This is a genomic window from Arthrobacter sp. KBS0702 (assembly GCF_005937985.2).
Lineage (GTDB): Bacteria > Actinomycetota > Actinomycetes > Actinomycetales > Micrococcaceae > Arthrobacter.
On sequence record NZ_CP042172.1, the window covers coordinates 2,297,023 to 2,320,269 of the forward strand.

Annotated in this window: 22 protein-coding genes; 12 read left to right on the top strand and 10 right to left on the bottom strand. The window is 69.4% G+C overall.

The window, feature by feature from the left end; genetic code table 11:
- Positions 1 to 29: 29 nt before the first annotated feature.
- The 3 genes from FFF93_RS10565 to FFF93_RS10575 all read right to left on the bottom strand — a co-directional run bounded on the left by FFF93_RS10565 (position 30) and on the right by FFF93_RS10575 (position 3,152).
- Complete coding sequence (locus FFF93_RS10565) at positions 30 to 836, bottom strand: transglutaminase family protein (RefSeq protein ID WP_138768953.1); 807 nt, start codon at positions 834 to 836, stop codon at positions 30 to 32.
- Between the two features lie 84 nt (positions 837 to 920).
- Entirely contained in the window at positions 921 to 1,745 is an 825-nt protein-coding gene (locus FFF93_RS10570; protein WP_138768952.1) for a hypothetical protein, read from the bottom strand.
- Positions 1,746 to 1,775: 30 nt separating this feature from the next.
- The gene (locus FFF93_RS10575) at positions 1,776 to 3,152 is read right to left on the bottom strand and encodes a M20/M25/M40 family metallo-hydrolase (RefSeq protein WP_138768951.1); all 1,377 of its coding nucleotides are present in this window, start codon (positions 3,150 to 3,152) and stop codon (positions 1,776 to 1,778) included.
- A gap of 84 nt (positions 3,153 to 3,236) precedes the next feature.
- Here FFF93_RS10575 and FFF93_RS10580 point away from each other — a divergent pair, with 84 nt between their 5' ends.
- On the top strand, positions 3,237 to 3,911 hold the full coding sequence (locus FFF93_RS10580; RefSeq protein ID WP_138768950.1) for a DUF1684 domain-containing protein: 675 nt from the start codon (positions 3,237 to 3,239) through the stop codon (positions 3,909 to 3,911).
- A 4-nt stretch (positions 3,912 to 3,915) separates the two neighbouring features.
- Positions 3,916 to 4,404 carry a GtrA family protein gene (locus FFF93_RS10585; protein WP_138768949.1) on the top strand — a complete coding sequence of 163 codons (489 nt, stop codon included), beginning with the start codon at positions 3,916 to 3,918 and terminating at the stop codon, positions 4,402 to 4,404.
- Between the two features lie 11 nt (positions 4,405 to 4,415).
- Here the strand turns inward: FFF93_RS10585 and FFF93_RS10590 are convergent, their stop codons facing one another.
- The 6 genes from FFF93_RS10590 to FFF93_RS10615 form a co-directional block, all read right to left on the bottom strand.
- The gene (locus FFF93_RS10590; RefSeq protein ID WP_138768948.1) at positions 4,416 to 5,582 is read right to left on the bottom strand and encodes a cysteine desulfurase family protein; all 1,167 of its coding nucleotides are present in this window, start codon (positions 5,580 to 5,582) and stop codon (positions 4,416 to 4,418) included.
- Positions 5,583 to 5,590: 8 nt separating this feature from the next.
- Positions 5,591 to 6,508, bottom strand: a complete 918-nt coding sequence (nadC, locus tag FFF93_RS10595) for a carboxylating nicotinate-nucleotide diphosphorylase (RefSeq protein WP_138768947.1) — start codon at positions 6,506 to 6,508, stop codon at positions 5,591 to 5,593.
- Positions 6,505 to 8,256 carry an L-aspartate oxidase gene (locus tag FFF93_RS10600; RefSeq protein WP_138768946.1) on the bottom strand — a complete coding sequence of 584 codons (1,752 nt, stop codon included), beginning with the start codon at positions 8,254 to 8,256 and terminating at the stop codon, positions 6,505 to 6,507. The genes nadC and FFF93_RS10600 overlap by 4 nt, the downstream gene beginning before the upstream one ends.
- Positions 8,253 to 9,563 (bottom strand): quinolinate synthase NadA, encoded by a 1,311-nt coding sequence (nadA, locus tag FFF93_RS10605; RefSeq protein ID WP_138768945.1) that lies wholly within the window; start codon positions 9,561 to 9,563, stop codon positions 8,253 to 8,255. The genes FFF93_RS10600 and nadA overlap by 4 nt, the downstream gene beginning before the upstream one ends.
- Positions 9,560 to 10,276 (bottom strand): NrtR DNA-binding winged helix domain-containing protein, encoded by a 717-nt coding sequence (locus FFF93_RS10610; RefSeq protein ID WP_138770427.1) that lies wholly within the window; start codon positions 10,274 to 10,276, stop codon positions 9,560 to 9,562. The genes nadA and FFF93_RS10610 overlap by 4 nt, the downstream gene beginning before the upstream one ends.
- Positions 10,277 to 10,433: 157 nt before the next feature.
- Entirely contained in the window at positions 10,434 to 10,907 is a 474-nt protein-coding gene (locus tag FFF93_RS10615) for an Lrp/AsnC family transcriptional regulator (RefSeq protein WP_138768944.1), read from the bottom strand.
- A gap of 173 nt (positions 10,908 to 11,080) precedes the next feature.
- Between FFF93_RS10615 and FFF93_RS10620 the strand changes: the two genes are divergently transcribed.
- The 5 genes from FFF93_RS10620 to FFF93_RS10640 all read left to right on the top strand — a co-directional run bounded on the left by FFF93_RS10620 (position 11,081) and on the right by FFF93_RS10640 (position 15,845).
- Positions 11,081 to 12,454 carry an amino acid permease gene (locus tag FFF93_RS10620; RefSeq protein ID WP_138768943.1) on the top strand — a complete coding sequence of 458 codons (1,374 nt, stop codon included), beginning with the start codon at positions 11,081 to 11,083 and terminating at the stop codon, positions 12,452 to 12,454.
- A gap of 124 nt (positions 12,455 to 12,578) precedes the next feature.
- A complete protein-coding gene (locus tag FFF93_RS10625; RefSeq protein WP_138768942.1) occupies positions 12,579 to 13,616 on the top strand; it encodes a thiamine pyrophosphate-dependent enzyme in 1,038 nt (345 codons plus the stop codon).
- Positions 13,609 to 14,691 (top strand): alpha-ketoacid dehydrogenase subunit beta, encoded by a 1,083-nt coding sequence (locus tag FFF93_RS10630; protein WP_186372139.1) that lies wholly within the window; start codon positions 13,609 to 13,611, stop codon positions 14,689 to 14,691. The genes FFF93_RS10625 and FFF93_RS10630 overlap by 8 nt, the downstream gene beginning before the upstream one ends.
- Positions 14,684 to 15,013 (top strand): biotin/lipoyl-containing protein, encoded by a 330-nt coding sequence (locus FFF93_RS10635; RefSeq protein WP_043482513.1) that lies wholly within the window; start codon positions 14,684 to 14,686, stop codon positions 15,011 to 15,013. The genes FFF93_RS10630 and FFF93_RS10635 overlap by 8 nt, the downstream gene beginning before the upstream one ends.
- Positions 15,014 to 15,017: 4 nt before the next feature.
- Positions 15,018 to 15,845, top strand: a complete 828-nt coding sequence (locus FFF93_RS10640; protein WP_138768941.1) for an alpha/beta fold hydrolase — start codon at positions 15,018 to 15,020, stop codon at positions 15,843 to 15,845.
- 91 nt (positions 15,846 to 15,936) lie between these two features.
- Here FFF93_RS10640 and FFF93_RS10645 read toward each other — a convergent pair whose 3' ends face one another.
- Positions 15,937 to 17,271 (bottom strand): MFS transporter, encoded by a 1,335-nt coding sequence (locus FFF93_RS10645; RefSeq protein ID WP_138768940.1) that lies wholly within the window; start codon positions 17,269 to 17,271, stop codon positions 15,937 to 15,939.
- A 376-nt stretch (positions 17,272 to 17,647) separates the two neighbouring features.
- On the opposite strand from FFF93_RS10645, the gene FFF93_RS10650 reads away from it, so the two are divergent.
- The 5 genes from FFF93_RS10650 (at position 17,648) to hpaE (ending at position 23,211) form a co-directional block, all read left to right on the top strand.
- Complete coding sequence (locus FFF93_RS10650; RefSeq protein WP_138768939.1) at positions 17,648 to 18,364, top strand: IclR family transcriptional regulator; 717 nt, start codon at positions 17,648 to 17,650, stop codon at positions 18,362 to 18,364.
- A gap of 90 nt (positions 18,365 to 18,454) precedes the next feature.
- Positions 18,455 to 19,936 (top strand): fumarylacetoacetate hydrolase family protein, encoded by a 1,482-nt coding sequence (locus tag FFF93_RS10655; protein WP_138768938.1) that lies wholly within the window; start codon positions 18,455 to 18,457, stop codon positions 19,934 to 19,936.
- A complete protein-coding gene (locus tag FFF93_RS10660; protein WP_138770425.1) occupies positions 19,933 to 20,634 on the top strand; it encodes a GntR family transcriptional regulator in 702 nt (233 codons plus the stop codon). The genes FFF93_RS10655 and FFF93_RS10660 overlap by 4 nt, the downstream gene beginning before the upstream one ends.
- Before the next feature lie 75 nt (positions 20,635 to 20,709).
- A complete protein-coding gene (gene dapA / locus FFF93_RS10665) occupies positions 20,710 to 21,654 on the top strand; it encodes a 4-hydroxy-tetrahydrodipicolinate synthase (RefSeq protein WP_138768937.1) in 945 nt (314 codons plus the stop codon).
- A 54-nt stretch (positions 21,655 to 21,708) separates the two neighbouring features.
- Positions 21,709 to 23,211, top strand: coding sequence for a 5-carboxymethyl-2-hydroxymuconate semialdehyde dehydrogenase (gene hpaE / locus FFF93_RS10670; RefSeq protein ID WP_138768936.1), 1,503 nt, complete (start codon positions 21,709 to 21,711; stop codon positions 23,209 to 23,211).
- Positions 23,212 to 23,247 lie beyond the last annotated feature (36 nt).

Sequence of the window (23,247 nt, forward strand, 5' to 3'; positions counted from 1 at the left end):
GCCCGAGCCCGCTGGCGCTGCTGGCGCAGCTAGCGGATGGTGACCAGCGCGGCCGGGTCCTCTACGGGCAATTGACCGGTGACCGTGGCGGTGACCTTGAGTTCCTTCAACGAGAGGCTGCCGCCGACGGTGGACAGAAACGCCGTGTCCGAGGAGTCCCGGCCGGCGGTAATCCGGAGCATGCTCTCCCGGGGCGCCAGTCCGGTCGGGTCGATCACGTGCCAGGCCCCGTTGACGTGTGCTTCGGCCACGGCGTGGAAGTCCATCGGGCTCAGCCCGGGCGCGTACACCGCGGCCAGGCGCGCCGGGACGTTCTTGGACCGCAGCAGCGAAATTGCCAGGTGGGCGAAGTCCCGGCAGACGCCGCGCCGGTGCAGCAGCGTCTCGACGGCGCCGTCCGTGCCGCGCGACGATCCGCTGACGTAGCGCAGCTCGCTGAAGACCCAGTCCCGCACGGCGTGGAGCAACTCCCCGCCCTGCAGGCCGCCGAACTCGGCGTACGCCGTCGGGAGCAGCCGGTCGGATTCGGCGTACCGGCTGGGGCGTACGTAGCGGATGAGCTCCATCAGTCCGGGTTCCTCAGGCGCGGCCGACCCGGTGACGGTGGCACCGTATTCGACCAGGACCTCGGTGGGCTCGGCGAACTCCATGTAGTGGAAGCGTCCGCCGTGGTGGTCCGACAGCTCGGTCAGAGGCACGTCCTCGCCGCCGGCCGTGACGGAAAGCGACTCCTCGAATCCGCTGTAGCCGGGGTTGCGGGCCACGGCCACCGCCATCGCGACCTTGGTATCGGCCACGGTCTTGAAGGCCAGGCGTGCGGTCACGATGCGTTCCATGGATCTCCGGAGGGGTACGAGCGAAGCCGCTGAAGCCTCAGCGGGCGGGCAATCGCCCCAGCCGCAATGATGCCGGCGGCGGGACTAGTTTTTGATCTTCAGCGACATTAGCATCCGCTGGACATTGGCGAATTCCGACCCCTCGTTGACGTATTTGTCCGCCTGGGCCAGCGTGTCAAAAGACCTGGCCGGCGCGACTTTTTGGTCCGGGGCGAACGCTTTGAGTTCGGCGAGGTCGCCGAACGAATAGTCGCCCTTGCCGTCGGGCCCGCGCACCACGTTCTGCAGGGAGCAAGCCTTGCCTTCCGCTCCCCCGACCACGTTGGTGATGCCGTAGGACCCGAAGTACTTGTAGCCCTGGATGACCCGGAACACCACGTGCGGGTCGATGGTCCCCGCCCCGCCGCGGTGCGGCAGTTCCACCGGAATGCTGCTGACCACGACGTACGGTTTGGCGGCATCGCCCGAGCAGGCGCCGGCCGCCTGGGCCGGCAGTCCGGTCTGCAGCGTGGCCAGGTACCGGCCGTCCGCATCCTTGACCTCGATCTTGAGGGCCCCCGGCAGGGTGCCCTGCGCCGGGGTGAGCGACTGGGCAATCCATTCCTGCGGCAGGTCGAAACTGACGTTCTTAGCAGGGTCCGTGAAGGTCTTCCAGGCGGCCGCCGTCGCGCCCGCGGAGGCGCCCGCGGACGCGGTACCCGTCGCGGTCCCCGGCGCCGAGGCAGAGGCGCCGGGCGACGCCGGCGACGCGGTCCCGGCGGAGGGACCCGCCGTCGAGCTTCCGCCCGGGCTGCCCGCCGTCCAGGCCGGTGTGCCCTTGCCGTCGGTGCTGCAGCCGGCGAGCGCCGCCGCGGTGAGCGCCAGCGCAGCAGCAATCCGGAGTCCGCGGGAAATAGCCGTCCCTGTCATGGTGACAGCGTAGCCGGGGCCCGTGGCGGTTCAGAGTTTCCGGAGCAGCGTTTCGTAGAAGCGGACGCCCCGGCCCAGCGTCTCGAGTGAGATCTTTTCGTCCACGGCATGGATCGAGCCGCGGTCCCTGGCGTCCATGGCGAAGGGCGCAAACCGGTAGACGGCGTCGCAGATCCCGGTGAACCGGCGCGAGTCCGTTCCGCCCATCATGATGTACGGCGTGATGATCGCCTCCGGGAAGGTCTCGGCAATGCAGTCCTCCAGCAGCTCCCACTGCGGTCCCGCAAAGTCGCTGACCGGCGTGGGATCGTTGCCCTCCACGACCCGCAGCTCCACCTTCGGATCGCGGATGACCTTCCTCAGCCGCTCCACGGTTCCGGCCACGGTGTCCCCCACGGCGACCCGGATGTTGGCGTTCGCCTTGGCCGTCGCGGCGAGCACGTTGGCGCCGGCGCTGCCCTCCAGCGTGGTGACCGCCACCGTGGTGCGGGTCATCGCGTTGGTTTCGTTCCCCAGCCGGCCGAAAAGCCAGGTCATGGGGACCCTGAGCAGCGACAGGTTCGCGAAGGCGACCCGCAGCGGGGCCGGTGCGTGCGGGCCGAAGCGCCGGAGCATTTCCGCGGTCACCTCCGGCAGGCTCTGCGGAAACGGACTGCGCTCGATCCGGGTGATGGCCCGGGCCAGCCGCGCCGTCGCCCCCATCCGCGGCGGCGTCGAGGCGTGTCCCCCGGGGTCGCGGGTCAGCAGTTCCACGTCCAGGATCCCCTTTTCGGCCACACCGACGACGGCGGCCGGCCGGCTCACGCCCGGGAACGCGTCTCCCGCGACGGCGCCCCCCTCGTCCAGCACGAGCCAGGGCCGCACTCCCCTGGCGGCGAGGAGTCCGGCTGCGGCTGAGGCGCTGTCACCGGCGGTTTCCTCGTTGTTGCCGAAGGAGAAGTAGATGTCATTTACCGGGGCGAAGCCCGCTGCCAGCAGGGCTTCTGCGGCCTCCAGGATGGCGACCAGTTGGCCTTTGTCGTCGAGGGTGCCGCGACCCCACAGGTGGGTGCCGTCATTGTGGCCGGAAAACGGCGGATGGGTCCACGCGTCCCCGTCCCCGGCCGGGACGACGTCGTAATGCGCCATCAGCACGGCGGCCCGGTTTCGGGTCCCGGCGTCGGTGCCGGTGCCGGTGCCGGTACCGGTACCGGGCCACCGGAACAGGAGTGCCAGCCCGTTGACGCGTTCCATCTCCAGTGCGGCGTGGACAGCGGGGTAGAGCCGGGGCAGGGCGGACAGGAAGGCCTCGAACTCGGCGGTGTCCACCTCGGCGGGAACCCGGGAGGACACGGTGCGGAACCGGACGAGTTCTGCCAGCGAGGCGGCGGCGCGGAGGGCGGGCCCGGCAGGGGCGTTGGTGTGCATGCGCGACAGCCTACGGCGCGCCTGGCGCACCCGACGGCAGGGGCCGCCGCATTTCCTGCAACGAAACCCGGCTAGGCTGGGGGGATGGCTGAACAGCACTTTGATGGAGCGGACTTTGGCGAGCCGGACGGTGTCGCGCGGATGTCCGCCGTCGACATCGCGGACTGGCGGCTCCGGACCTTTGCGCTGTACGCCACCGTGCGGAAGATCGCCGCGGACAGCCCGGCCGAAGCGCACTCCTACTGGCGGCACGAGCGCGACCGCATGTTCGGTACGCACCCGGCGTCGCCGCTGACCGACGAGGCCAAAGCCAGCTTCGGCGGCCTCAAGACCGCCGACTACGACCCGATCTACCGCTTCCACGTCCCGATCACCAAAGAGGGCGCGGGGCGGGAGATGAACGTCGAGACCGGGACCGACGGAGTGGTCCGCTTTGTCCGGCTGGGCACCTTCGACCTGCCGGAGATGGGCCAGTTGGCGGTCTGGAAGCTCAACGGCTACGGCGGCGGCATTTTCGTGCCGTTCCGGGACGCCACCGCCGGCCAGCCCGGCGGCAGCTACGGCGCCGGACGCTACCTGCTGGACACCATCAAGGGCGCCTTCCACGGCGTCACCGGTTCCGGGGACGCCGCCGAGTTCGTACTGGACTTCAACTTCGCCTACAACCCCTCCTGCGCGTACAACGAGGCCTGGGCCTGCCCCCTGGCCGGGCCGTCGAACCGTCTGGCCGTGGACATCCCGGTCGGCGAGCTGTATTAGCCGGATGGAGTCGCAGCTACAACAAGCGCAGCCAACTTCGCAGCCCCTGTCGCCCGCGGCGACGCGCCGCCGCCACCGGGGCGTGCTCCGCTATCCGGTGGTCCGGCAGCTTCTGCGTTTTACCGGCGTCGGCGTCGTCTGCACCGTGACCTCACTGGCGCTGTATGCGTTCCTGCGGCCGTGGATCGGATCCCAGCCGGCCAACGCGGCGGCGCTGATCATGACCTCGCTGATGAACACGGCCCTGAACCGGCGGCTGACGTTCAAGATCACCGAACGGCACAAGATGAAGCGCGACCACCTGAACGGGCTGATAGTGATCGCCGTTGCGCTGCTGATCACCGGCGGCAGCCTCGGGGTGCTGCATTGGGTCGACCCCGACGCGACCGTGGCCGACGAGCTCTGGACCACCACTTTGTCCGGCTTCCTCGCCACGGCCGTGCGGTTCACCATGCTCCGGCACTGGATCTTCCGCCGGGCCCGGCACCGCTAGCCCCCAGCCAACTACTGCGGGCTAGTTGGGCCGAGGGTGCGGATGCTGCCGACGGCGGTGCGCACCGCGGCTGCCGCTTCGCGCAGCTCGGCAGCCGTGACGGACGCATCGAAGCTGAAGCGCACGGCTGTCTGCGCCACCTCGGCGTCGATCCCCAAGGCCAGCAGCACCGGGGAGGGCTCGTCGGAACCAGCCGCGCAGGCCGAGCCGCTGGAGCAGATCACTCCTTGGCGTTCGAGCTCCAGCAGCACCGATTCCCCGCTGGTGCCCGGGAAGCAGAACGACGCAACCGAGGGGAGCCTGTCCGCCGGATGGCCGGTGAGGAAGGCGCCGGGCACCCCGGTCAGGACCTCGGCAATGAAGTCGTCGCGCAGGGCGGCGACCCGGGCCGAGGCCTCCCGCTGCGACGGCCCGGCGAGGCCCAGCGCCGTCGCCATGGCCACGGCCCCGGCCACGTTTTCGGTGCCGGAGCGGCGGCCGCGCTCCTGCCCGCCGCCGTGGATCAGCGGCTCCAGCCGGGTCCGGCCACGCACATACAGCGCCCCGCAGCCTTTCGGGGCGCCCAGCTTGTGGCCGGAGAGGCTCAGCGCGTCGACACCTAGCCCGCGCACATCCAGGGGCAGCCAGCCGGCGGCCTGCACGGCGTCGGTGTGGAACGGGATGCCGAGCCCCCGGGCCAGTGCCGCCAGCCGGGCCACCGGCTGGACCGTACCCACCTCGTTGTTGGCGTACATCACGCTCACCAGCGCGGTTTCCGGCCGAAGCACGGCCGCGAGCGCTTCCTCGCTCACCTGCCCGTAGCGGTCCACCGGGACCACGTCCACGGCGAAACCATGGACACGTTCGAGGTACCTGGCGGATTCTTCCACCGCCGGGTGTTCGACGGCGCTGATCGCCACCCGGTCCAGGCGCGGATCGGCCGCGCGGCGGGCCAAGGCGATGCCTTTGACCGCGAGGTTGTCCGCTTCCGTCCCGCCGGCGGTGAAGATGACTTCGCCCGGGCGGCAGCCCAGGGCCTTCGCCGTCGCTTCCCGTGCCCCGGCGAGCGCCGCAGCGGCGGCGTCGCCGAGCGAATGGTGGCTCGACGGATTGCCGAAGTCCCCGCTGAGGTAGGGCCACATGGCCTCAAGGACCTCGCGGCGGACCGGCGTCGTGGCGGCGGCGTCCAGGAAGATCACGGTGCGCCTCAGCCGGCCGGTTCCAGCTCGACGTCGAGGCCCAGATCCAGGGCGGTGACGCTGTGCGTGAGGGCACCAATGGAGATGATATCCACGCCGGCAGCGGCGACCCCGGCCACGGTAGCGAGGCTGACGTTGCCGCTGGCCTCGACCCGGGCCCGCCCGCCGACCAGTTCGACGCCGGCAGCCAGTTCTTCCGGCGAGAAGTTGTCCAGCATGATCGTGTCCACGCCGGCGGCCAGCACGGGCTCAATCTGCTCCATGCTGTCCACCTCCACCTCGAAGTGCGTGGTGTGGCCCAGCCGGGCCTTGGCGCCGCGCAGCACCGCGGTGAGCTTCGCCGGGTCTCCCCCGGTCAGCACCGCAAGGTGGTTGTCTTTGGCCAGGACCGCGTCCGAGAGGCTGAAGCGGTGGTTCGCTCCCCCGCCGCAGCGGACCGCGTAGCGCTCCAGCACCCGGAGCCCCGGCGTCGTCTTCCGGGTGTCGGTGATTCGTGCGCCGGTGCCGGCCACCAGCGCGACGAACTCCGCGGTACGCGTGGCGATCGCGCTCATCCGCTGGACCAGGTTCAGCGCCACCCTTTCGGCCAGCAGCACGCCGCGGGCGTTGCCGGTCACCCGGGCCAGCGCCGCGCCGGCCTCGAAGGCCTCGCCGTCGGCCATGAGCAGCTCGACGACGGCGGCCGGGTCCGCCAGCTTCATCGCCGCGGCGAACACCTCGCCGCCGCTGAGCACCCCGGGCACCCGGGCTGCCAGCACCGCAGTGGCGCGGGCGTCGGCCGGGATAAGGGTCTGCGAGGTGATGTCGCCGTAGGGGGCGTCCTCCAGCAGGGCCGCACGGAGCACGGCGTCGACGGCGGCTGCCGGCAGCGAGCCGGCAAGCTCGACGCCGGTCAGCCCCGGGGTGTCCTGGGTGGTGGTGGTCATGAGGAAATCCTTTGCATGGAGGGGGTTGGTGCGGAGGCCGGGTCGGTATCGGCCCGGTGGTGGGCGCCCACGGATGCCGTCCGGTTCCGGGCGGCATCCACGAGCAGTCGAGCAGCCAGCAGCAGGTTGCGGTCCTCGTGCTCCCGCGGGTCTTCCGAGTCCGGCACCGTCCCAGGGGGGACGACGGCGGCCCAGTCGGCAAGCCGCTCCGCGGCGGCATCAAGCTCAACGCCACTGCGCAACACCCCGGCCCGCGCGGTCATCAACCGCCCCAAACCCTCCCGAGAAAACTCCCCAGAACCGGGCCCTGACTTCACGACAACTTCGGGCAAACCGGACTGGTGGGGTTCCCGGCCGGCACTTACGGAACGTTGGCCACCGTCGTTCGATGGCGTTCCGGAAGCGTGCGTCAAGGGGAGGCCGCTTGCGGCCGAGACAGCACGCGGAGGAACGGCGTCGGACGACGCCCCAACTGACGTCCAGCCCGTTTCGTCACGGAGGAAGTCCTCCACGGCCCGCCGCCCGAACACCAACCCTTCGAGCAGCGAGTTGCTGGCCAGCCGGTTGGCTCCCTGGGCCCCGGTGCAGGCGGCCTCGCCCGCGGCGTAGAGCCCCGGCACCGAGGTGCGGCCCCAGAGGTCGGTGGCGATCCCGCCCATCCAGTAGTGGGCGGCCGGGGACACCGGCAGCGCTTCGGCGGTCCAGTCGTAGCCGGCGGCCCGGGTCCGGGCGGTGATGGTCGGGAAACGACGGGCCAGGAACCCGGCCCCGCGGCTGGCTTCGATCCCCCGGGCGTCCAGGTACACCGGGCTGTCCGCCGGCTGCCCGGTTGCCGCCAGGTGCAGGGCAATGCTGCGGGAGACGACGTCGCGCGGGGCCAGCTCGGCGTCCGGGTGGTAGTCGGGCATAAAGCGGTGGCCGGCGGCGTCCAGCAGCACGGCCCCCTCCCCGCGCACCGCCTCCGAGATCAGCAGCGACGGCGGCCCGCCGGGTGCCTCGGCGGCGGCCAGCGTGGTGGGGTGGAACTGGAAGAACTCCAGGTCACGGACCGCTGCGCCCGCACGCCAGGCCAGGGCAAGGCCGTCGGCGGTGGCAACGGCGGGGTTGCTGGTGCGGGCAAACAGCCGCCCGGCGCCGCCGGTGGCGAGCAGCACGGCGTCGGCCTCCAGCCGCCTCCGTTGTCCGCTGGCCAGGAAGGCGACCCCGGTGACGGCCCCCGTAGGGGCTGCCGGATGGTCGCCGTCGGTGAGCAGTTCGGTCACAAAGGCGCCGGTCTCAACCCGGAGCCGACCCTGGACGGCGCGCTCCAGCACGGCGGCCACGAGGCCTCGGGCGATCCAGGCACCGGTCGCATCGCCGCCGGCGTGCAGGATGCGGGCGGCCGAATGCGCGGCTTCCAGGCCCAGCGCCGGTCCGCCGTCCGAGCGGACGTCGAAGTTCACGCCGAAGCGCCGCAGCCCGGCGATGTCCCGCACGGCCTCGGTGCATAGGATCCGGACGGCGTCGGGATTGTTCAGCCCGGCCCCGGCCGCGACGGTGTCGGCAATATGGGCCTCTACCGAGTCTCCCGGCGCGGCCTCAGCCGGCGCCAGCACCGCGGACACCCCGCCCTGGGCGTAGAAGGTGTTGCTCGCCTCGAGCGAGCCCTTGGTCAGCAGCACCACCTCGGCGGCCGGCGCTTCGGAGGCGAGGAGCGCCGCATACAGCCCGGCGATCCCGCTCCCGACGACGACGAGTCGCCTGGTCACGGTCGCGCCGCCAGCATGCGTTCGAGGGCCACCCGGGCGGGGACCGCGACGTCGTCCGCCACCGTGATCCGGTTGACCACCTCGCCGCGGACCAGGGCCTCCAGCACCCAGGCCAGGTAGCCGGGGTGGATGCGGTACATCGTGGAGCAGGGGCAGATCACGGGGTCCAGGCAGAAGATGGTGTGCTGCGGGTATTCCGCGGCCAGCCGGTTGACCAGGTTGATCTCGGTGCCGACGGCGAAGACCGTGGGTTCGGTGGCGGCGGCGATGGCCTTGCGGATGAAGTCCGTGGAGCCGGCCGAGTCGGCTGCGTCCACCACCGGCATGGGGCATTCGGGGTGAACGATGACCTGCACGCCCGGGAAGTCGGCGCGCGCCTTCTCGATCTGGGCCACGCTGAAGCGCTTGTGGACCGAGCAGAAGCCATGCCACAGGATCACCCGCGAGTCCTGCAGGGCGCGTTCGTCGTTGCCGCCTAGCTCCTTGCGCGGATTCCACATCGGCATCTGCTCCAGCGGCACACCCATGGCTTTGGCGGTGTTGCGGCCCAGGTGCTGGTCGGGGAAGAACAGCACGCGCTGGCCCCGTTCAAAAGCCCATTCCAGCACCGTGGCGGCGTTCGAGGAGGTGCAGACGATTCCGCCGTGCTCGCCGCAGAAGCCCTTGAGCGCTGCGGAGGAGTTCATGTAGGTGACCGGGATGACCGGGACCCGGCCCTCGGCGTCGGGCTCGGTGCCGAACAGCTCCTCCAGCTGCTCCCAGCACTCGGTCACCGAATCGATGTCCGCCATGTCCGCCATTGAGCAGCCGGCGGCGAGGTTGGGCAGGATCACGGCCTGCTCGGGCGCGGAGAGGATGTCCGCGGTCTCGGCCATGAAGTGCACTCCGCAGAAGATGATCGCCTCGGCGTCCGGCCGGGTCAGGGCAGCGTTGGCGAGCTGGAAGGAGTCGCCCACGAAGTCGGCGTACTGGATCACCTCGTCGCGCTGGTAGAAGTGGCCCAGGATGACGGCCCGGTCCCCCAGCGCCGCCTTCGCCGCCCGGATCCGGGCGTCCAGTTCGGCGTCGCCGGCCAGGCGGTATTCCTCCGGAAGCTGCCCCTGCCGGGGCGTCGACGGCGGGGCGACATCGGCTGCGGAGGCGCCCGGGCCGTACGCCGGGACACCGGCCAGGGCCTCGGCGAGGTCGAAGTCCCACGGGCCGCGGGCCAGGGCCGGGCTGCAGGTCGAACCTGCCGCGGCTGCTGGTGCCTGGCCTGCGGCCTGTTCGCGCGTAATCAGCTGGATCGCCGTGTTGACGCTGCTCATGGTGTGCTCCTGTTGTCTGGATCGAGGCCGGGGCGGCCGGTGAAGCGGTAGAGGCGGGGCGGGCGGTGCTTGCCGCCCTGGAGGTATTCGTCGGTTTCTTCGATTTCCGGGGTGGCCTTGATCTGGCGGCGGAAGTTGGCCGGATCCAGTTCGCGGTCCAGGACTGCCTCGTAGACCTCGCGGACCTGCGCAAGGGTGAAGTACTCGCCGAGCAGGTGGTAGGCGATCGAGCCGTAGGCCATCTTGTTCCGCAGCCGCCAGAGCGCGTAGTCGACGATTGCGTTGTGGTCGAAAGCCAGGTCGCCGAGACGGTCCGCCCGGAACCAGCGGACATTTTCGGATTCGTCGGCCAGCGCGGCCTCGGTGGGCTGGACCAGCGCCCAGTAGACAATCGAGACCACCCGCTGGGTGGGCGAGCGGTGCAGGCCGCCGAAGGCATAGAGCTGTTCGAGGTAGCTGGGCGCCAGCCCGGTGGTCTCGCGCAGGTTGCGGGAGGCCGCGTCCTGCAGCGACTCCGCATGTGTCAGCGGGCCGCCGGGGAGGGCCCACTGGTTCTTAAAGGGTTCGCGGATCCGGCGCACCAGCGGGATCCACAGGGTGGGGCGGCCGGTGCGTTCACTGGGGCGCAACGCGAAAATCACCGTGGAAATGGCCAGCGACGGCGGCGCGAGCTGGCGCTCGGAGACGTTGGCTGGTGAGGTGTAGACGGTGATCGACCCCCGCGTTCCGGGATCCTGGCCAGCCCCTGCGGACCGCCCGGACGGTTCCGGCCCGACCGCCGGAGTAGTTATAGTCAAATTGACTAGAACTAATTCTACGACGCCGGAGGCCCGGCGCAAAATGTTTCAGCCCGGCGCCGCACGACGGCGGCTATTGCTGCTGGGCGGCAGCCTCCAGCAGGGGCAGGGTGCGGCCCTGGAAATGGGTGTTGAGCACGATCACCGAGGAAGAGCGCAGTACGGTGCGGGTTGCGATCATGGCGTCCAGCACGCGCTGCAGGTCCGAGTTGGAGCGTGCCGCGATGCGGGCCATGAGGTCCGATCCGCCGGACACCGTATGGATCTCGATCAGCTCGGGAATCCGGGCGAGTGCCTCCACAACGGCGTCGTGCCCGAGGTCCTGGTTGATGGTCAGGGAGCAGAAAGCCACGACCGGATAGCCGAAGCGGGCCGGGTCCGGCTGCGGCACCCACGATCCGATGACGCCGCTGTCCTGCATCCGGTCCAGCCGCGACTGTACGGTGGCGCGGGCGACCTTAAGCACCCGGGACGCCTCCAGGACGGAGGACCGTGGGGAGTCCGTGAAGAATCGGACAATTTTGGCATCCAGCGGGTCGACGTTCACTTCAGCTTCCTTGCCTGCAGGGTTTCAACAGCACACATCGTCGCGATCCGGGCCGGGCGATGAACAAACTGCAACCATGCTCTCACGCCGCCCGCGCTAAAGGGCCCCGCCGGGGCGGTAAATTCGTATGGTCCCAAAAGGACGCCACCACCACCGTAAGAAGGTTCGCCAGCATGACAACGATGTCCCCCGCGGAGCGCCCGGCCCTGAAACTCGGCCACAGCATGAAGCCCCGCCAGCTCACCATGATGGGACTCGGGAGCGCCATCGGCGCGGGCCTGTTCCTCGGATCGGGGGCCGGGATCCAGGCCGCCGGCCCGGCCGTCCTGATCTCCTATCTGGTCGCCGGCACCCTGATCATCATCGTGATGTGGGCCCTCGGCGAGATGGCCGCGGCCAACCCGAACAGCGGCGCGTTCTCCGTCTACGCCGAACGGGCCCTGGGCAGGACTGCCGGCGCCACCGTGGGCTGGCTCTGGTGGCTGCAGCTCGTCGTCGTCATCGCCGCCGAGGCGCTCGGTGCGGCCGGACTGCTCTTTACGGTCTGGCCGGTGATCCCGGTGTGGGGGCTGGCCCTGGTCTTCATGGTGCTCTTCACCGCCATCAACCTCGCCGGGGTGAAGAACTTCGGCGAGTTCGAATTCTGGTTCGCGATCCTCAAGGTTGCCGCCATCCTGCTGTTCCTGGCCATCGGCGCCGCGCTGCTCCTAGGCTGGCTGCCGGACGTGCCCAGCCCGGGGTTGCACAACTTCACCGCCGACTTCGCCCCCGCGGGCCTGGGCGGCATCGCCACCGCCCTGTTCGTGGTGATCTTCGCCTTCGGCGGCACCGAAATCGTCAGCGTCGCCGCGGCCGAGACGGAGAACCCTGAACGCAGCGTCGGCCACGCGATCCGCACCGTTGTCTGGCGCATCCTGGTGTTCTACATCGGCTCCGTCTTCGTCATCGCCGCCGTGCTGCCCTCGACGTCGGCGGCGCTCAAGTCACCGTTCGCGGGCGTGCTGGATCTGGCCCGTATTCCGGGCGCCGGGGCGGCAATCACGCTGGTCGCCGTCGTCGCCCTGCTCTCGGCCCTGAACGCGAACCTCTACGGCGCCTCCCGGATGGCCTACTCCTTGTCACAGCGCGGCGAGGCCCCCAGGTTCCTGTCGCGGCTGAACGAGGCCCGTGTTCCCGTCATCGCCGTCGGCATTTCGGTGGCGTTCGGCTTCCTGGCGGCGGTGCTTGAACTGCTGTTCCCGGAGCGGATCCTCCCGGCCCTGTTCCAGCTGGTGGGTTCGACCTGCCTCGTGGTGTGGGGCTCGGCGCTGGTGTCCCAGTTGATCCTGCGGCGCCGGGCGGACCGCGCCGGCACCGAACTGCCGCTGCGGATGAAGGGGTTCCCCGGGCTGACCATTTTCGGGCTGGTCTTGCTCGCCCTGATCTTCGCCGTCGGCTTCAGCAGCCCGGACAGCAGCAGGCAGCTCTTCAGCACCATGGCGTTGATCGCGGGCATCGCCGCCGCATGCTGGATCGGCGCCCGGATCAGCGGCCGGCGCCCGAGCTGACCCGCAGACCATTCCTATACAAATTGCCAACTTCATCAACGCCGGACCGGTAAGCTTTGCGCAGAGTGGTCAGCCTTTGCTGGACTGATTGCCTAACTTCGGGCCCGTGACTAGGGTCACAGGCATGGACACACTCCCCCTCGCGGCAACCGGCGACGACGCCGGCCCGCTTACTTCCGCCCAGCTGCGCGAGCTGTATTCGCTGATGGTCGCGGTGCGGCACCTGGACACCTCCGCGATCGCCTGGCAGCGGCAGGGCATCATTCCCGGCTACGCCCCTGAACTCGGCCAGGAGGCGGCCCAGGTGGGCAGCGGCTACGCCGTCGACACCACCCGCGACTTCGTCTTCCCCACCTACCGCGAGATGGGCGTCGCCCGGACCATGGGCGTGGACATGGTGGGCTACATGTCCACCCACAAGGCCACCTGGCATGGCGGCCTGTACGACCCGGTGGAGTCCCGGCTCGCCCCGATCCAGGCCGTCGTCGCCGGATCCGTGCTGCACGCCGTCGGCTGGGCCCACGGCCAGACCTTGGACCAAAAGGACGGCGTGGCGCTGACGTACTTCGGCGACGGAGCCTCCTCGCAGGGCGACGTCCACGAGGCGATGAACTTCGCCGCCGTGATGAAGGCACCCGTGGTCTTTTTCGTGCAGAACAACGGCTGGGCCATCTCGGTCCCCACCGACCGCCAGGTGGCCGGCGGCTCGGTCGCCGCCCGCGCGGCCGGCTACGGCATGCCGGCGCTGCAGATCGACGGCAACGACGTCGTCGCCGTCGTCGAGGCGACCCGCCGCGCCTTCGCCCACGCCCGCTCCGGTAACGGCCCCGTCCTGATCGAGGCCATGACCTACCGCCGCGGCCCACACTCGACCTCGGATGACCCCGGCCGCTACCGCTCCCTCGACGAGGAGCGCGACGGCGCCGGCGAGGACCCGCTGGAGCGGCTCAGGCAACGGCTGCTGGCGGACGGGATGGCGGACGAGGCGTTCTTCGCCGACGCGCTGGCCGCCGCCAAGGCCGAGGAGGAGCAGATCCGCACCGGCATCCAGGCCCTTGGCCCGCGCCCCGGAGCCGAAATGTTTGACCTGGTCTTCCAGGAAACCACCCCGGCCCTGCAGGCCCAGGCCGCCAACTGGCGCGAGGAGTCCGAACATGTCTAACTCAATCCTTGCAAGCGGAACCGCTGCAAGCACCGACGCCGCAGGCGACAACACCGCCGAGAACACTGCCCCCGCTTCCGCCGGCACCGTGATGTCCATGCAGCAGGCGCTAAACCGCGCCCTGGACGAAGTTCTCGCGGAAAACCCCAAGGCCGTCATCTTCGGTGAGGACTGCGGCCGGCTGGGCGGGGTCTTCCGGATTACCGACGGGCTGCAGGCCAAGCATGGCGCGCAGCGGGTCTTTGACACACCGCTGGCCGAATCCGGCATCCTCGGCATGTCCGTAGGCCTGGCCATGGCCGGCTTCCACCCCATCCCGGAAGTCCAGTTCGACGGCTTTGCCTACCCGGCCATCAACCAGATCGTCTGCCAGATCGCCCGGATGAACTACCGTAGCCGCGGCACGCTGCCGATGCCGATCACCCTGCGCGTGCCCAGCTTCGGCGGGATCCGCGCCCCCGAACACCACGGCGAAAGCCTCGAGGCGCTCTTCGCCCACGTGCCGGGGCTGAAGGTGGTCTCGCCGTCGAACCCGCACGAGGCGTACCACCTGCTCAAATACGCCGCCACCCGGCCGGACCCGGTGATCTTCATGGAGCCGAAGTCCCGCTACTGGCAGAAGGGCGAGGTGGACCCCACCCGCCACGACGCCGACGGCGGCTCCCCCGCCGGCGCCAAGGTCATGCGGGAGGGCCGGCACCTGACCCTCGTGGCGTGGGGTGCGATGGTGGCCCGCTGCCTCCAGGTGGCCGAACTCGCGGCTGAGGACGGGATCGACATCGAGGTCCTGGACCTGCGCTGGCTGAAGCCGATCGACGCCGCAGCCCTCGCCGCGTCCGTGCGCAAGACGCGCCGCGCCGTCGTCGTCCACGAGGCGCCGCTGACCTCGGGCCTTGGCGCCGAGGTGGCACAGCTGATCACGCAGAGCTGCTTCGACACCCTCAGGGCGCCGGTGGAGCGGGTCACGGGCTTCGACGTCCCCTACCCCTCGGGGGACCTCGAAGACGAATACATCCCGAACATTGACCGGATCCTCTTCGGCATCCAGCGAGTATTGGAGTACAAACGTGGCTGAAATTTCCTTCCCGCTGCCGGACCTCGGCGAAGGCCTGATCGAGGCGACTGTGCTGGAATGGCTGGTCTCGCCGGGCGACCAGGTGGAGCGCAACCAGCCGCTGGTGGAAGTTGAAACCACCAAGTCGGCCGTCGAATTGCCGAGCCCGCAGGCGGGTAAGGTAGTGCGTATCCACGGCGGGCCCGGCGACAAGATCAACGTCGGCGAGCCCTTGATCGTGTTCGAGGTGCCGGACAACACCGCAGGCATCGTGGGCACGGTTCCGAAGGAAGAGGCACCGAAGCGCCGGGTCCGCCTGAGCGCCGTACTTGATGAGGACTGACACCATGAGCGGCAGGCACACCGGCGAACAGCATTCCCACACCGTCGAGGGCACCGACCCCCAGCTGTACGTAGGGGTGCACGATCCCAAGGACGACGCCGGCCTGCGTCCGGTGCTCCTGCTGCATGGCTTCTCCTCCTCCTCCAAGCTCAACTGGGAGGACACCGGCTGGATCACGGCCCTGACCGAGGACGGACGCCGCGTCATCACGGTGGACCTGCCCGGCCACGGCCGCAGCGGCGCCCCCGACGACCGGGACTCCTACTCCCCCAGCCGGATCCGCGCGGATCTGCTCCAGATCGCGTTCGACGCCGGCGCCCGCCCGCTGCGCGACGGCGACCCGGCCAGCGGACTGGACGTCATTGGTTACTCGCTCGGCTCCCGGCTGGCCTGGGAATTCGGCGCCACGCAGCACGAGCTGGTCCACCGTCTGGTGCTGGGCGGCCCCAACGTGGCGGATCCGCTGGCGGACTTCGACCTGGTGGCCGCGCAGCGCTACCTGGCCGACGGCACGCCGATCGCCGATGCGTCCACCGCCGGGCTGCTGAAGATGGCGCAGCTGCTGCCGAGCAACAACATCTTTGCCCTGCTGTCCCTGGTCGAGGCGATCAAGGACGAGCCGTTTGACCCCGCCGAGGCCGTGCCGCCGATGCCGATGCTGCTGGTGGCCGGGGAGAAGGACGAGCGGGCCGCCTCCATGCCCGAACTCGCCAGGCTGGGAGCCAAGGCCGGGGCGATGGTGGAACAGCTGATCCTCCCGGCCCGGAACCACACCAATGCGATCACCAGCCGGGCCTTCAAGCAGGGCGCCATCGAGTTCCTGGGCGCCTGAGCCCTCGCTTAAACAGCAACGCGGGGTCACCTACCGCCGGTCCGGGGGTTCCGGATGGGCGGTAAGTGACCCCGCGTTGTTTTTGGGCTGCCTAGTGGTGCCGGCTGACGCCGAGCGGGCGTCCCTTGGTTTCCTTCGCCAGGATGACGCCGACGGCGGAGATGACGCAGAGGATCATGATGTAGATGCCGATGGAGCCGGTCCAGCGCGTGCCCTGCAGCAGGGCTTCCGCGATGGTTGCCGCGAAGGCGCCGCCGAGGATGGCGCCGAAGGCGTAGCCGATCGAGATGCCCGAGTAACGGACGTTGGCCGGGAACATCTCGGCGTACATGGCGGACATCGGGCCGTAGGACAGGCCAAGGCCGACCGTCAGGACGAACAGCGCCACGCCGTAGAGCACGATGTCCTTGGTGTCGATCAGGGCGAACATCGGGATCATCCAGGCGAAGACGATGCCGTAGCCGATCAGGAAGGTCTTGACGCGGCCGATCTTGTCAGAGAGCCAGCCTCCGACCAGGGTGAAAATGAGCCAGCCGAAGGAGGCCAGCGTGGTGGCCAGCAGGATCTGCGGGGTGGGCATCTTCAGCGATTTGGTGGCGTAGGAGATGAAGAAGGCGATCAGCAGGTAGCCGGCCGCGTTGTTGCCGATGAAGATCATCGTCGAGTAGAGGACGGCCTTCTTGTGCTTGCGGATCAGCTCGCCCAGGGGAGCCTTGCTTTCCTCCTTGCGCTCCTGCATCTCCTGGAAGACCGGGCTCTCGGCCACGGCACGGCGGATCAGGTAACCCACCACGATCAGCACGATGGAGAGCAGGAACGGCACCCGCCAGCCCCAGGACGCGAAATCTTCCTTGGACATGCCGGTGTTGAGGAAGTACAGCAGGCCGGTGGCGAGGATCATGCCCACGGGGACGCCGATCTGCGGGTAGGCGCCGAACAGGCCGCGCTTGCTCATCGGAGCGTGCTCGACGGCCATCAGGGCAGCGCCGCCCCATTCACCGCCGGCGGAGAAGCCCTGGATGACGCGCAGCGCGATCAGCAGGATCGGAGCCCAGACGCCGATCTGGGCGTAGGTGGGCAGCATGCCGATGAGGGCCGTCGCGGCGCCCATCATGACCAGGGTGAAGACCAGCATCGCCTTGCGGCCCAGGCGGTCGCCGAGGTGTCCGGCGATGATGGCGCCAAGCGGGCGGAACAGGAAGCTGATGCCGATCAGCGCGAAGGACAGGATCTGCGCCAGGCCCGGGTTGGAGGCGTTCAGCGGCGCCAGGAAGAGCGGTGAGAGCAGCGTTGCTGTCAGCTGGGCGAAAATGAAGAAGTCGTACCACTCGATGGTGGTCCCGACCAGCGTCCCGGCGAGGACCTTGCGTTCCTCATGCTTGCTGCTGGGGCCCGTCTCTGAATCGACGGTTGAAGTTGCGGTCATTGGAACTCCGTTGCTGGGGGCAGAGGTGCTGCCCGTGGTGGGTGCGAAGTGAATAACTGAATGCCTCTTGAATTACTGATCGAACGGTCAGTTAGTATCTGCGATCTTACTATGGAAAATGTGATCAGGCACACATTTGGGGCAAAAATGCTGAATGATACCCAAAATGTGACGCCGGGCCCATCCGGCCAGGACCAGCGGTCCACCGGCGGCCCGTGTCGGGCCGCGGCTCGCCGAAGCCTTGTAGCGGCCCGCATCTGTGTTCTATAATCGAACACTCAGTTCCGATATAGAACGGTACTGGACTGTGAGCCCGAACACAAGAGTCTCGCCGCGCCGCCCCCGGCGCCACAGCCACGGCCCTAGGATGGATCCCATGACCCCGACCGCCGGCAGCGCCCAGGCCTCCCCGTCCCAGACGCTGTCCCGCGGCATCCGCGCCCTGGAGATCCTCGCCGACGCTCCGGAGCCGCTCACTATCGCCGAGCTCGCCGACGCCATGGGCGTCCACCGCTCGGTCGCTTACCGCATCCTGCGCACCCTCGAAGACCACTCGCTGCTGGTCCGGGACGACGCCGGCAGGGTCCAGCCCGGCCCCGGCCTGGCTGTCCTGGCCCGCGGGGTGGCCCGCAACCTGCAGACCGCAGCCCTTCCGGAGCTCACCCAGCTGGCCAACGCCCTGAACATGAGCGCTTTCGTGGCGGTTTGGGACCGCGAGGACTGCGTCACGCTCGTCACTGTCGATCCGCGCCACACGGGCGCCGCCGTGGTCCAGCACCCCGGGTCCCGGCATCCGGTCAGCGCCGGTGCCCCGGGCATCGCGATCCAGTCGGCACTTTCGGAGCAGGAATGGCACAGCCTTGCCCCCTCCATCCCCTACCGTGCCGAAGCCACCGAGGCACGCCGGCGCGGCTTCGCGGCGAGCCATGACGAAGTCATCCCCGGCGTCTCCTCGCTCGCCGTGCCGGTGAGGGTCCCGGGCGGCCGGCCGGCGGCCCTGGCGGTGGTCTATATCCGCGACACCCAGGATCCGTCGGAGGTTGCGGCCGCCCTGTCGGCGAGCGCCGCACGCATCGAAGCCCAGCTGGGCTGAGCCCGGCGCCGGGCACAGTGCCTTGACAATTCGCCCCGGCTCGGGCAGTTTAGTATCGTATACGATTTCATACTCAATGAGGAGAATGCGATGGAGCAGCTCTCGCAGGACGCCCTGGCCGCCACCGGCAAGGTCATCGCCGTGCACATCAACTACCCGAGCCGTGCCGCCCAGCGCGGCCGCACCCCGGAACAGCCCTCCTACTTCCTCAAGCCCTCCTCCTCCCTGAGTCTCTCCGGCGGCACGGTCGAACGCCCCGCCGGCTGCGAGCTGCTGGCCTTCGAGGGCGAGGTGGCCCTGGTGATCGGCACCCGGGCCCGCCGGGTCTCCCCCGAGGACGCCTGGCGCCACGTCGGCTTCGTCACCGCCTCCAACGACCTCGGCGTCTACGACCTGCGCTATGCGGACAAGGGTTCCAACCTCCGCTCCAAGGGCGGGGACGGCTTCACCCCCGTGGGGCCGGGCCTCATCCCCGCCGCCGAGCTCGACCCGGCGGCCCTCCGCGTCCGCACCTGGCTCAACGGTGAGCTGGTCCAGGAGGACACGACCGGCACATTGCTCTTCCCCTTCGCCCGGCTCGTCGCTGACCTCTCCCAGCTCCTGACCCTGGAGCCGGGCGACATCATCCTGACCGGCACGCCGGCCGGCGCCTCGGTGGCGCAGCCCGGCGACGTGATGGAAGTCGAAGTCGACGCCCCGGCGTCCGGACTCAGCACCGGCAGGCTGACGACGACGGCGGCCCAGGGCACGGTGCCTCTCGCCGACTACGGCGCACAGCCGCGCAGCGACGACGCCCAGCGTGCGGAGGCCTACGGCACGCCGGCGGCCGCAGCGGCCGCTGCACCGGCCGCAGCCAAGAGTGCACTGACCCCGGAGCTGAAGGCCAAGCTCGAATCCGTCGCCACGGCAACGCTGAGCTCCCAGCTGCGCAAGCGCGGCCTCAACAACGTCAGCATCGACGGCCTGCATTCCACCCGGCCGGACCGCACCGTCGTCGGCGTCGCACGCACCCTGCGTTACGTGCCCAACCGCGAGGATCTGTTCAAGACCCACGGAGGCGGCTTCAACGCCCAGAAACGCGCCATCGACTCGCTCCGGGAAGGCGAGATCCTGGTGATGGAGGCCCGGGGCGAAAAGGGCACCGGCACGGTCGGGGACATCCTGGCCCTGCGCGCCCAGGTCAACGGCGCCGTCGCCGTCATCACCGACGGCGGCGTCCGCGACGTCACCGCGGTCGGCGCCCTGGAGATGCCCACCTTCTTCGCCAACGCCCACCCAGCGGTCCTGGGCCGGCGCCACATCCCGTGGGACGTTGACCTGACCATTTCCTGCGGCGGCGCCACGGTTCAGCCCGGGGACATCATTGTGGGCGACGCCGACGGCCTCCTCGTGATTCCGCCGGCCCTCGCGGAAGAAGTGGTTAACGACGCGCTGGTCCAGGAGGCCGAGGAGACGTTCATCGCGGAGATGGTCGCCGCCGGGCACAGCGTGGACGGCCTGTACCCGATGAACGCGCAGTGGCAGGAAAAGTACCGGGCATGGGCCGCGGACCGCGCGCAGTCACGGCCATGACCAGCGCCGTGGCCCGTACCGAGGGCGTCAGCGACAGCACCGGCGCCGGCACCGCGAGCAAGTCCGAGCAGGCCTACGCCGCGATCAAGGCGGGCATCCTCAGCGGCGAGTACTCCCCCGGTTACCGGCTGGTGCTGGCCAAGATCGCCGAGGATCTGGGTTTCAGCGTGGTCCCGGTCCGCGAAGCCATCCGCCGCCTCGAGGCAGAGAACCTCGTGGTGTTCGAGCGCAACGTCGGCGCCACGGTGGCCGGGATCGATCCCACCGAATACCTCTACACCATGCAGACCCTCGGGATCGTCGAAGGCGCCGCGACGGCACTGTCCGCGCCGCTGATCTCCGCGGCGGACATCGAAAGGGCCCGCGCGGTCAACGAGCTGATGCGCGAATGCCTGGCGAACTTCGACCCGGTCCGCTTCACGAGCCTGAACCGGGACTTCCACAGCGTCCTGTTCGAACGCTGCCCCAACCCGCACATCCTCGACCTCGTGCACCGCGGCTGGAACCGGCTGCAGGCACTGCGCTCCTCCACCTTCAGCTACGTGCCCGGCAGGGCCCGGCAGTCGGTCGAGGAACACGAGGCGCTGTTGGGGCTGCTCCAGGCGGGCGCGCCGGCGGACGACGTCGAACGCGCTGCCCGCGCACACCGCAACGCCACCCTCGACGCCTACCTCGCCCACCGGGCGCCCTCCCCCTGACCACGGCCACAGCCAACCCGACCGCGACAGCCACAGCCCACGGCTCCCCCGCCCCCGAGCGACAAGGAAATAACAATGAAGTTCCGTTCCGACCCCCAGCAGCACCTCAAAGGCTCCCTCGCCGCGATGTTCACCCCCTTCACGAGTGCCGGCGACGTCGACCACGACAGCCTGCGGAACATGGTCGAGTGGCAGATCGCCAGCGGCTCCTCCGGCATCACGATCGGCGGGTCCACCGGCGAGCCCAGCGCCCAGTCCGTGGAGGAACGGGCGGCCGCGATCCGCGCCACCGCCGAGGCCATCGGCGACCGCGTCCCCTTTATGGCCGGTACCGGCACCGCGAAGCTGCAGGAAACGCTGGAACTGACCCAGGCCGCCGTCGACGCCGGCGCGGACGCGTCGATGATCATCACCCCGTACTACTCCCGGCCCACGCAGGAAGCCCTATACCGCTGGTACGCCACGATCGCCACCGAGTTCCCGGACATGCCGTTCGTCATCTACAACGTGCCGTCCCGGACCGCGGTGGACATGGCGCCGGAAACCGTGGCCCGGCTGTTCCGCGACTTCGACAACATCGTCGGAATCAAGGAGACCACCAAGGACTTTGAGCACTTTTCCCGCGTGATGCACTTGGCCGGCAAGGACCTGCTGGTCTGGTCCGGCATCGAGCTGCTGTGCCTGCCGCTGATGGCGATTGGCGGCGTCGGCTTCATCTCCGCGCTGGCGAACATTGCCCCGAAAGCCTCCGCCGACATGTACAAGGCCTGGGTCGAGGGGGACTTCGAGACAGCCCGGGAGATCCACTACGGCGTGCACCCGCTGGTGGATCTCTTGTTCGTCGAGACCAACCCGGCACCGAGCAAGTGGCTGATGGCCGAGGCCGGCCTCATCTCCTCCGACTACGTCCGCCCGCCGCTCATCACCCCCACCGACGCCGGGCTCAAGAAGATCAACGAACTGATGGAAGCCGGCCGGGAGTACCTCACCCCGGTGGACGGCTTCCGGATCGCCAAGTAACAGCTGCACCGCAGCACACCGCAACTTCACCGTCGAAGCAAAGGATTGATCCCCATGGCCGAGCACTACATTCCGGACGACCTCCCCACCCGTATCCGGCACTACATCAACGGCGAATTCGTCGACTCCGTCAACGGCCGGACCTTTGACGTCCTGGATCCGGTCTCCAACGAGACCTATGCCACTGCGGCCGCCGGGCAGAAAGAGGACATCGACCTGGCCGTCGCCGCAGCCCGCAGGGCCTTCACCGAGGGCCCGTGGCCGCGGATGAAGCCGCGCGAACGCGCCCGCGTGCTGAACCGGATCGCCGACGCCGTCGAGGCCCAGGAGACGCGGCTCGCGCAGCTGGAGACCTTCGACACCGGGCTGCCGATCACCCAGGCCAAGGGACAGGCGCTGCGGGCAGCGGAAAACTTCCGGTTCTTCGCGGACCTGATCGTGGCGCAGTTCGACGACGCCATGAAGGTCCCCGGCGCACAGATCAACTACGTCAACCGCAAGCCGATCGGCGTCGCCGGCCTCATCACGCCATGGAACACGCCGTTCATGCTGGAGTCCTGGAAGCTCGCCCCGGCGCTGGCCACAGGCAACTGCGTGGTGCTCAAGCCCGCCGAGTTCACCCCGCTCTCCGCCTCGCTCTGGGCGAAGATTTTCAAGGACGCGGGCCTGCCCGACGGCGTCTTCAACCTGGTCAACGGCCTCGGCGAGGAGGCCGGGGACGCCCTGGTGAAGCACCCGGACGTGCCGCTGATCTCCTTCACCGGCGAAACGACCACGGGCAAGACGATCTTCCGCAACGCCGCAGAGAACCTCAAGGGCCTCTCGATGGAACTCGGCGGCAAGAGCCCGGCGATCATCTTCGACGACGCCGACCTCGACGCCGCGATCGACTCGACCCTCTTCGGCGTCTTCTCGCTCAACGGCGAGCGCTGCACGGCCGGCTCCCGGATCCTGGTCCAGCGCGGCATCTACGAGGAATTCTGCGAGAAATACGCCGCCCGCGCCAAGAACATCGTTGTCGGCGACCCGCACGACCCGAAGACCGAGGTCGGCGCGCTGGTGCACCCGGAGCACTACGAGAAAGTTGCGCGCTACGTCGAGATCGGCAAGTCCGAGGGCCGGCTGCTGGCCGGTGGCGGACGTCCCGAGGGACTTCCGACCGGCAACTACATTGCCCCCACGGTGTTCGCCGACGTCAAGCCGGACGCCCGGATCTTCCAGGAGGAGATCTTCGGCCCGGTCGTGGCGATCACCCCGTTCGAGGATGACGCCGAGGCGCTGGCCCTGGCCAACAACACCCGCTACGGACTGGCCGGGTACGTCTGGACCAACAACCTGACCCGGGCGCACACCTTCTCGCAGAACCTCGAAGCGGGCATGGTCTGGCTCAACAGCCACAACGTCCGGGACCTGCGCACACCGTTCGGCGGGGTCAAGGCCTCGGGCCTCGGCCACGAGGGCGGCTACCGGTCGATCGACTTCTACACCGACCAGCAGGCCGTCCACATCACCCTGGGCAGCGTCCACACCCCGAAATTCGGTGCAACGGCGCACTGACGCGCCGCCGACTGCCCGCACCCGCCAGCTCAAAGA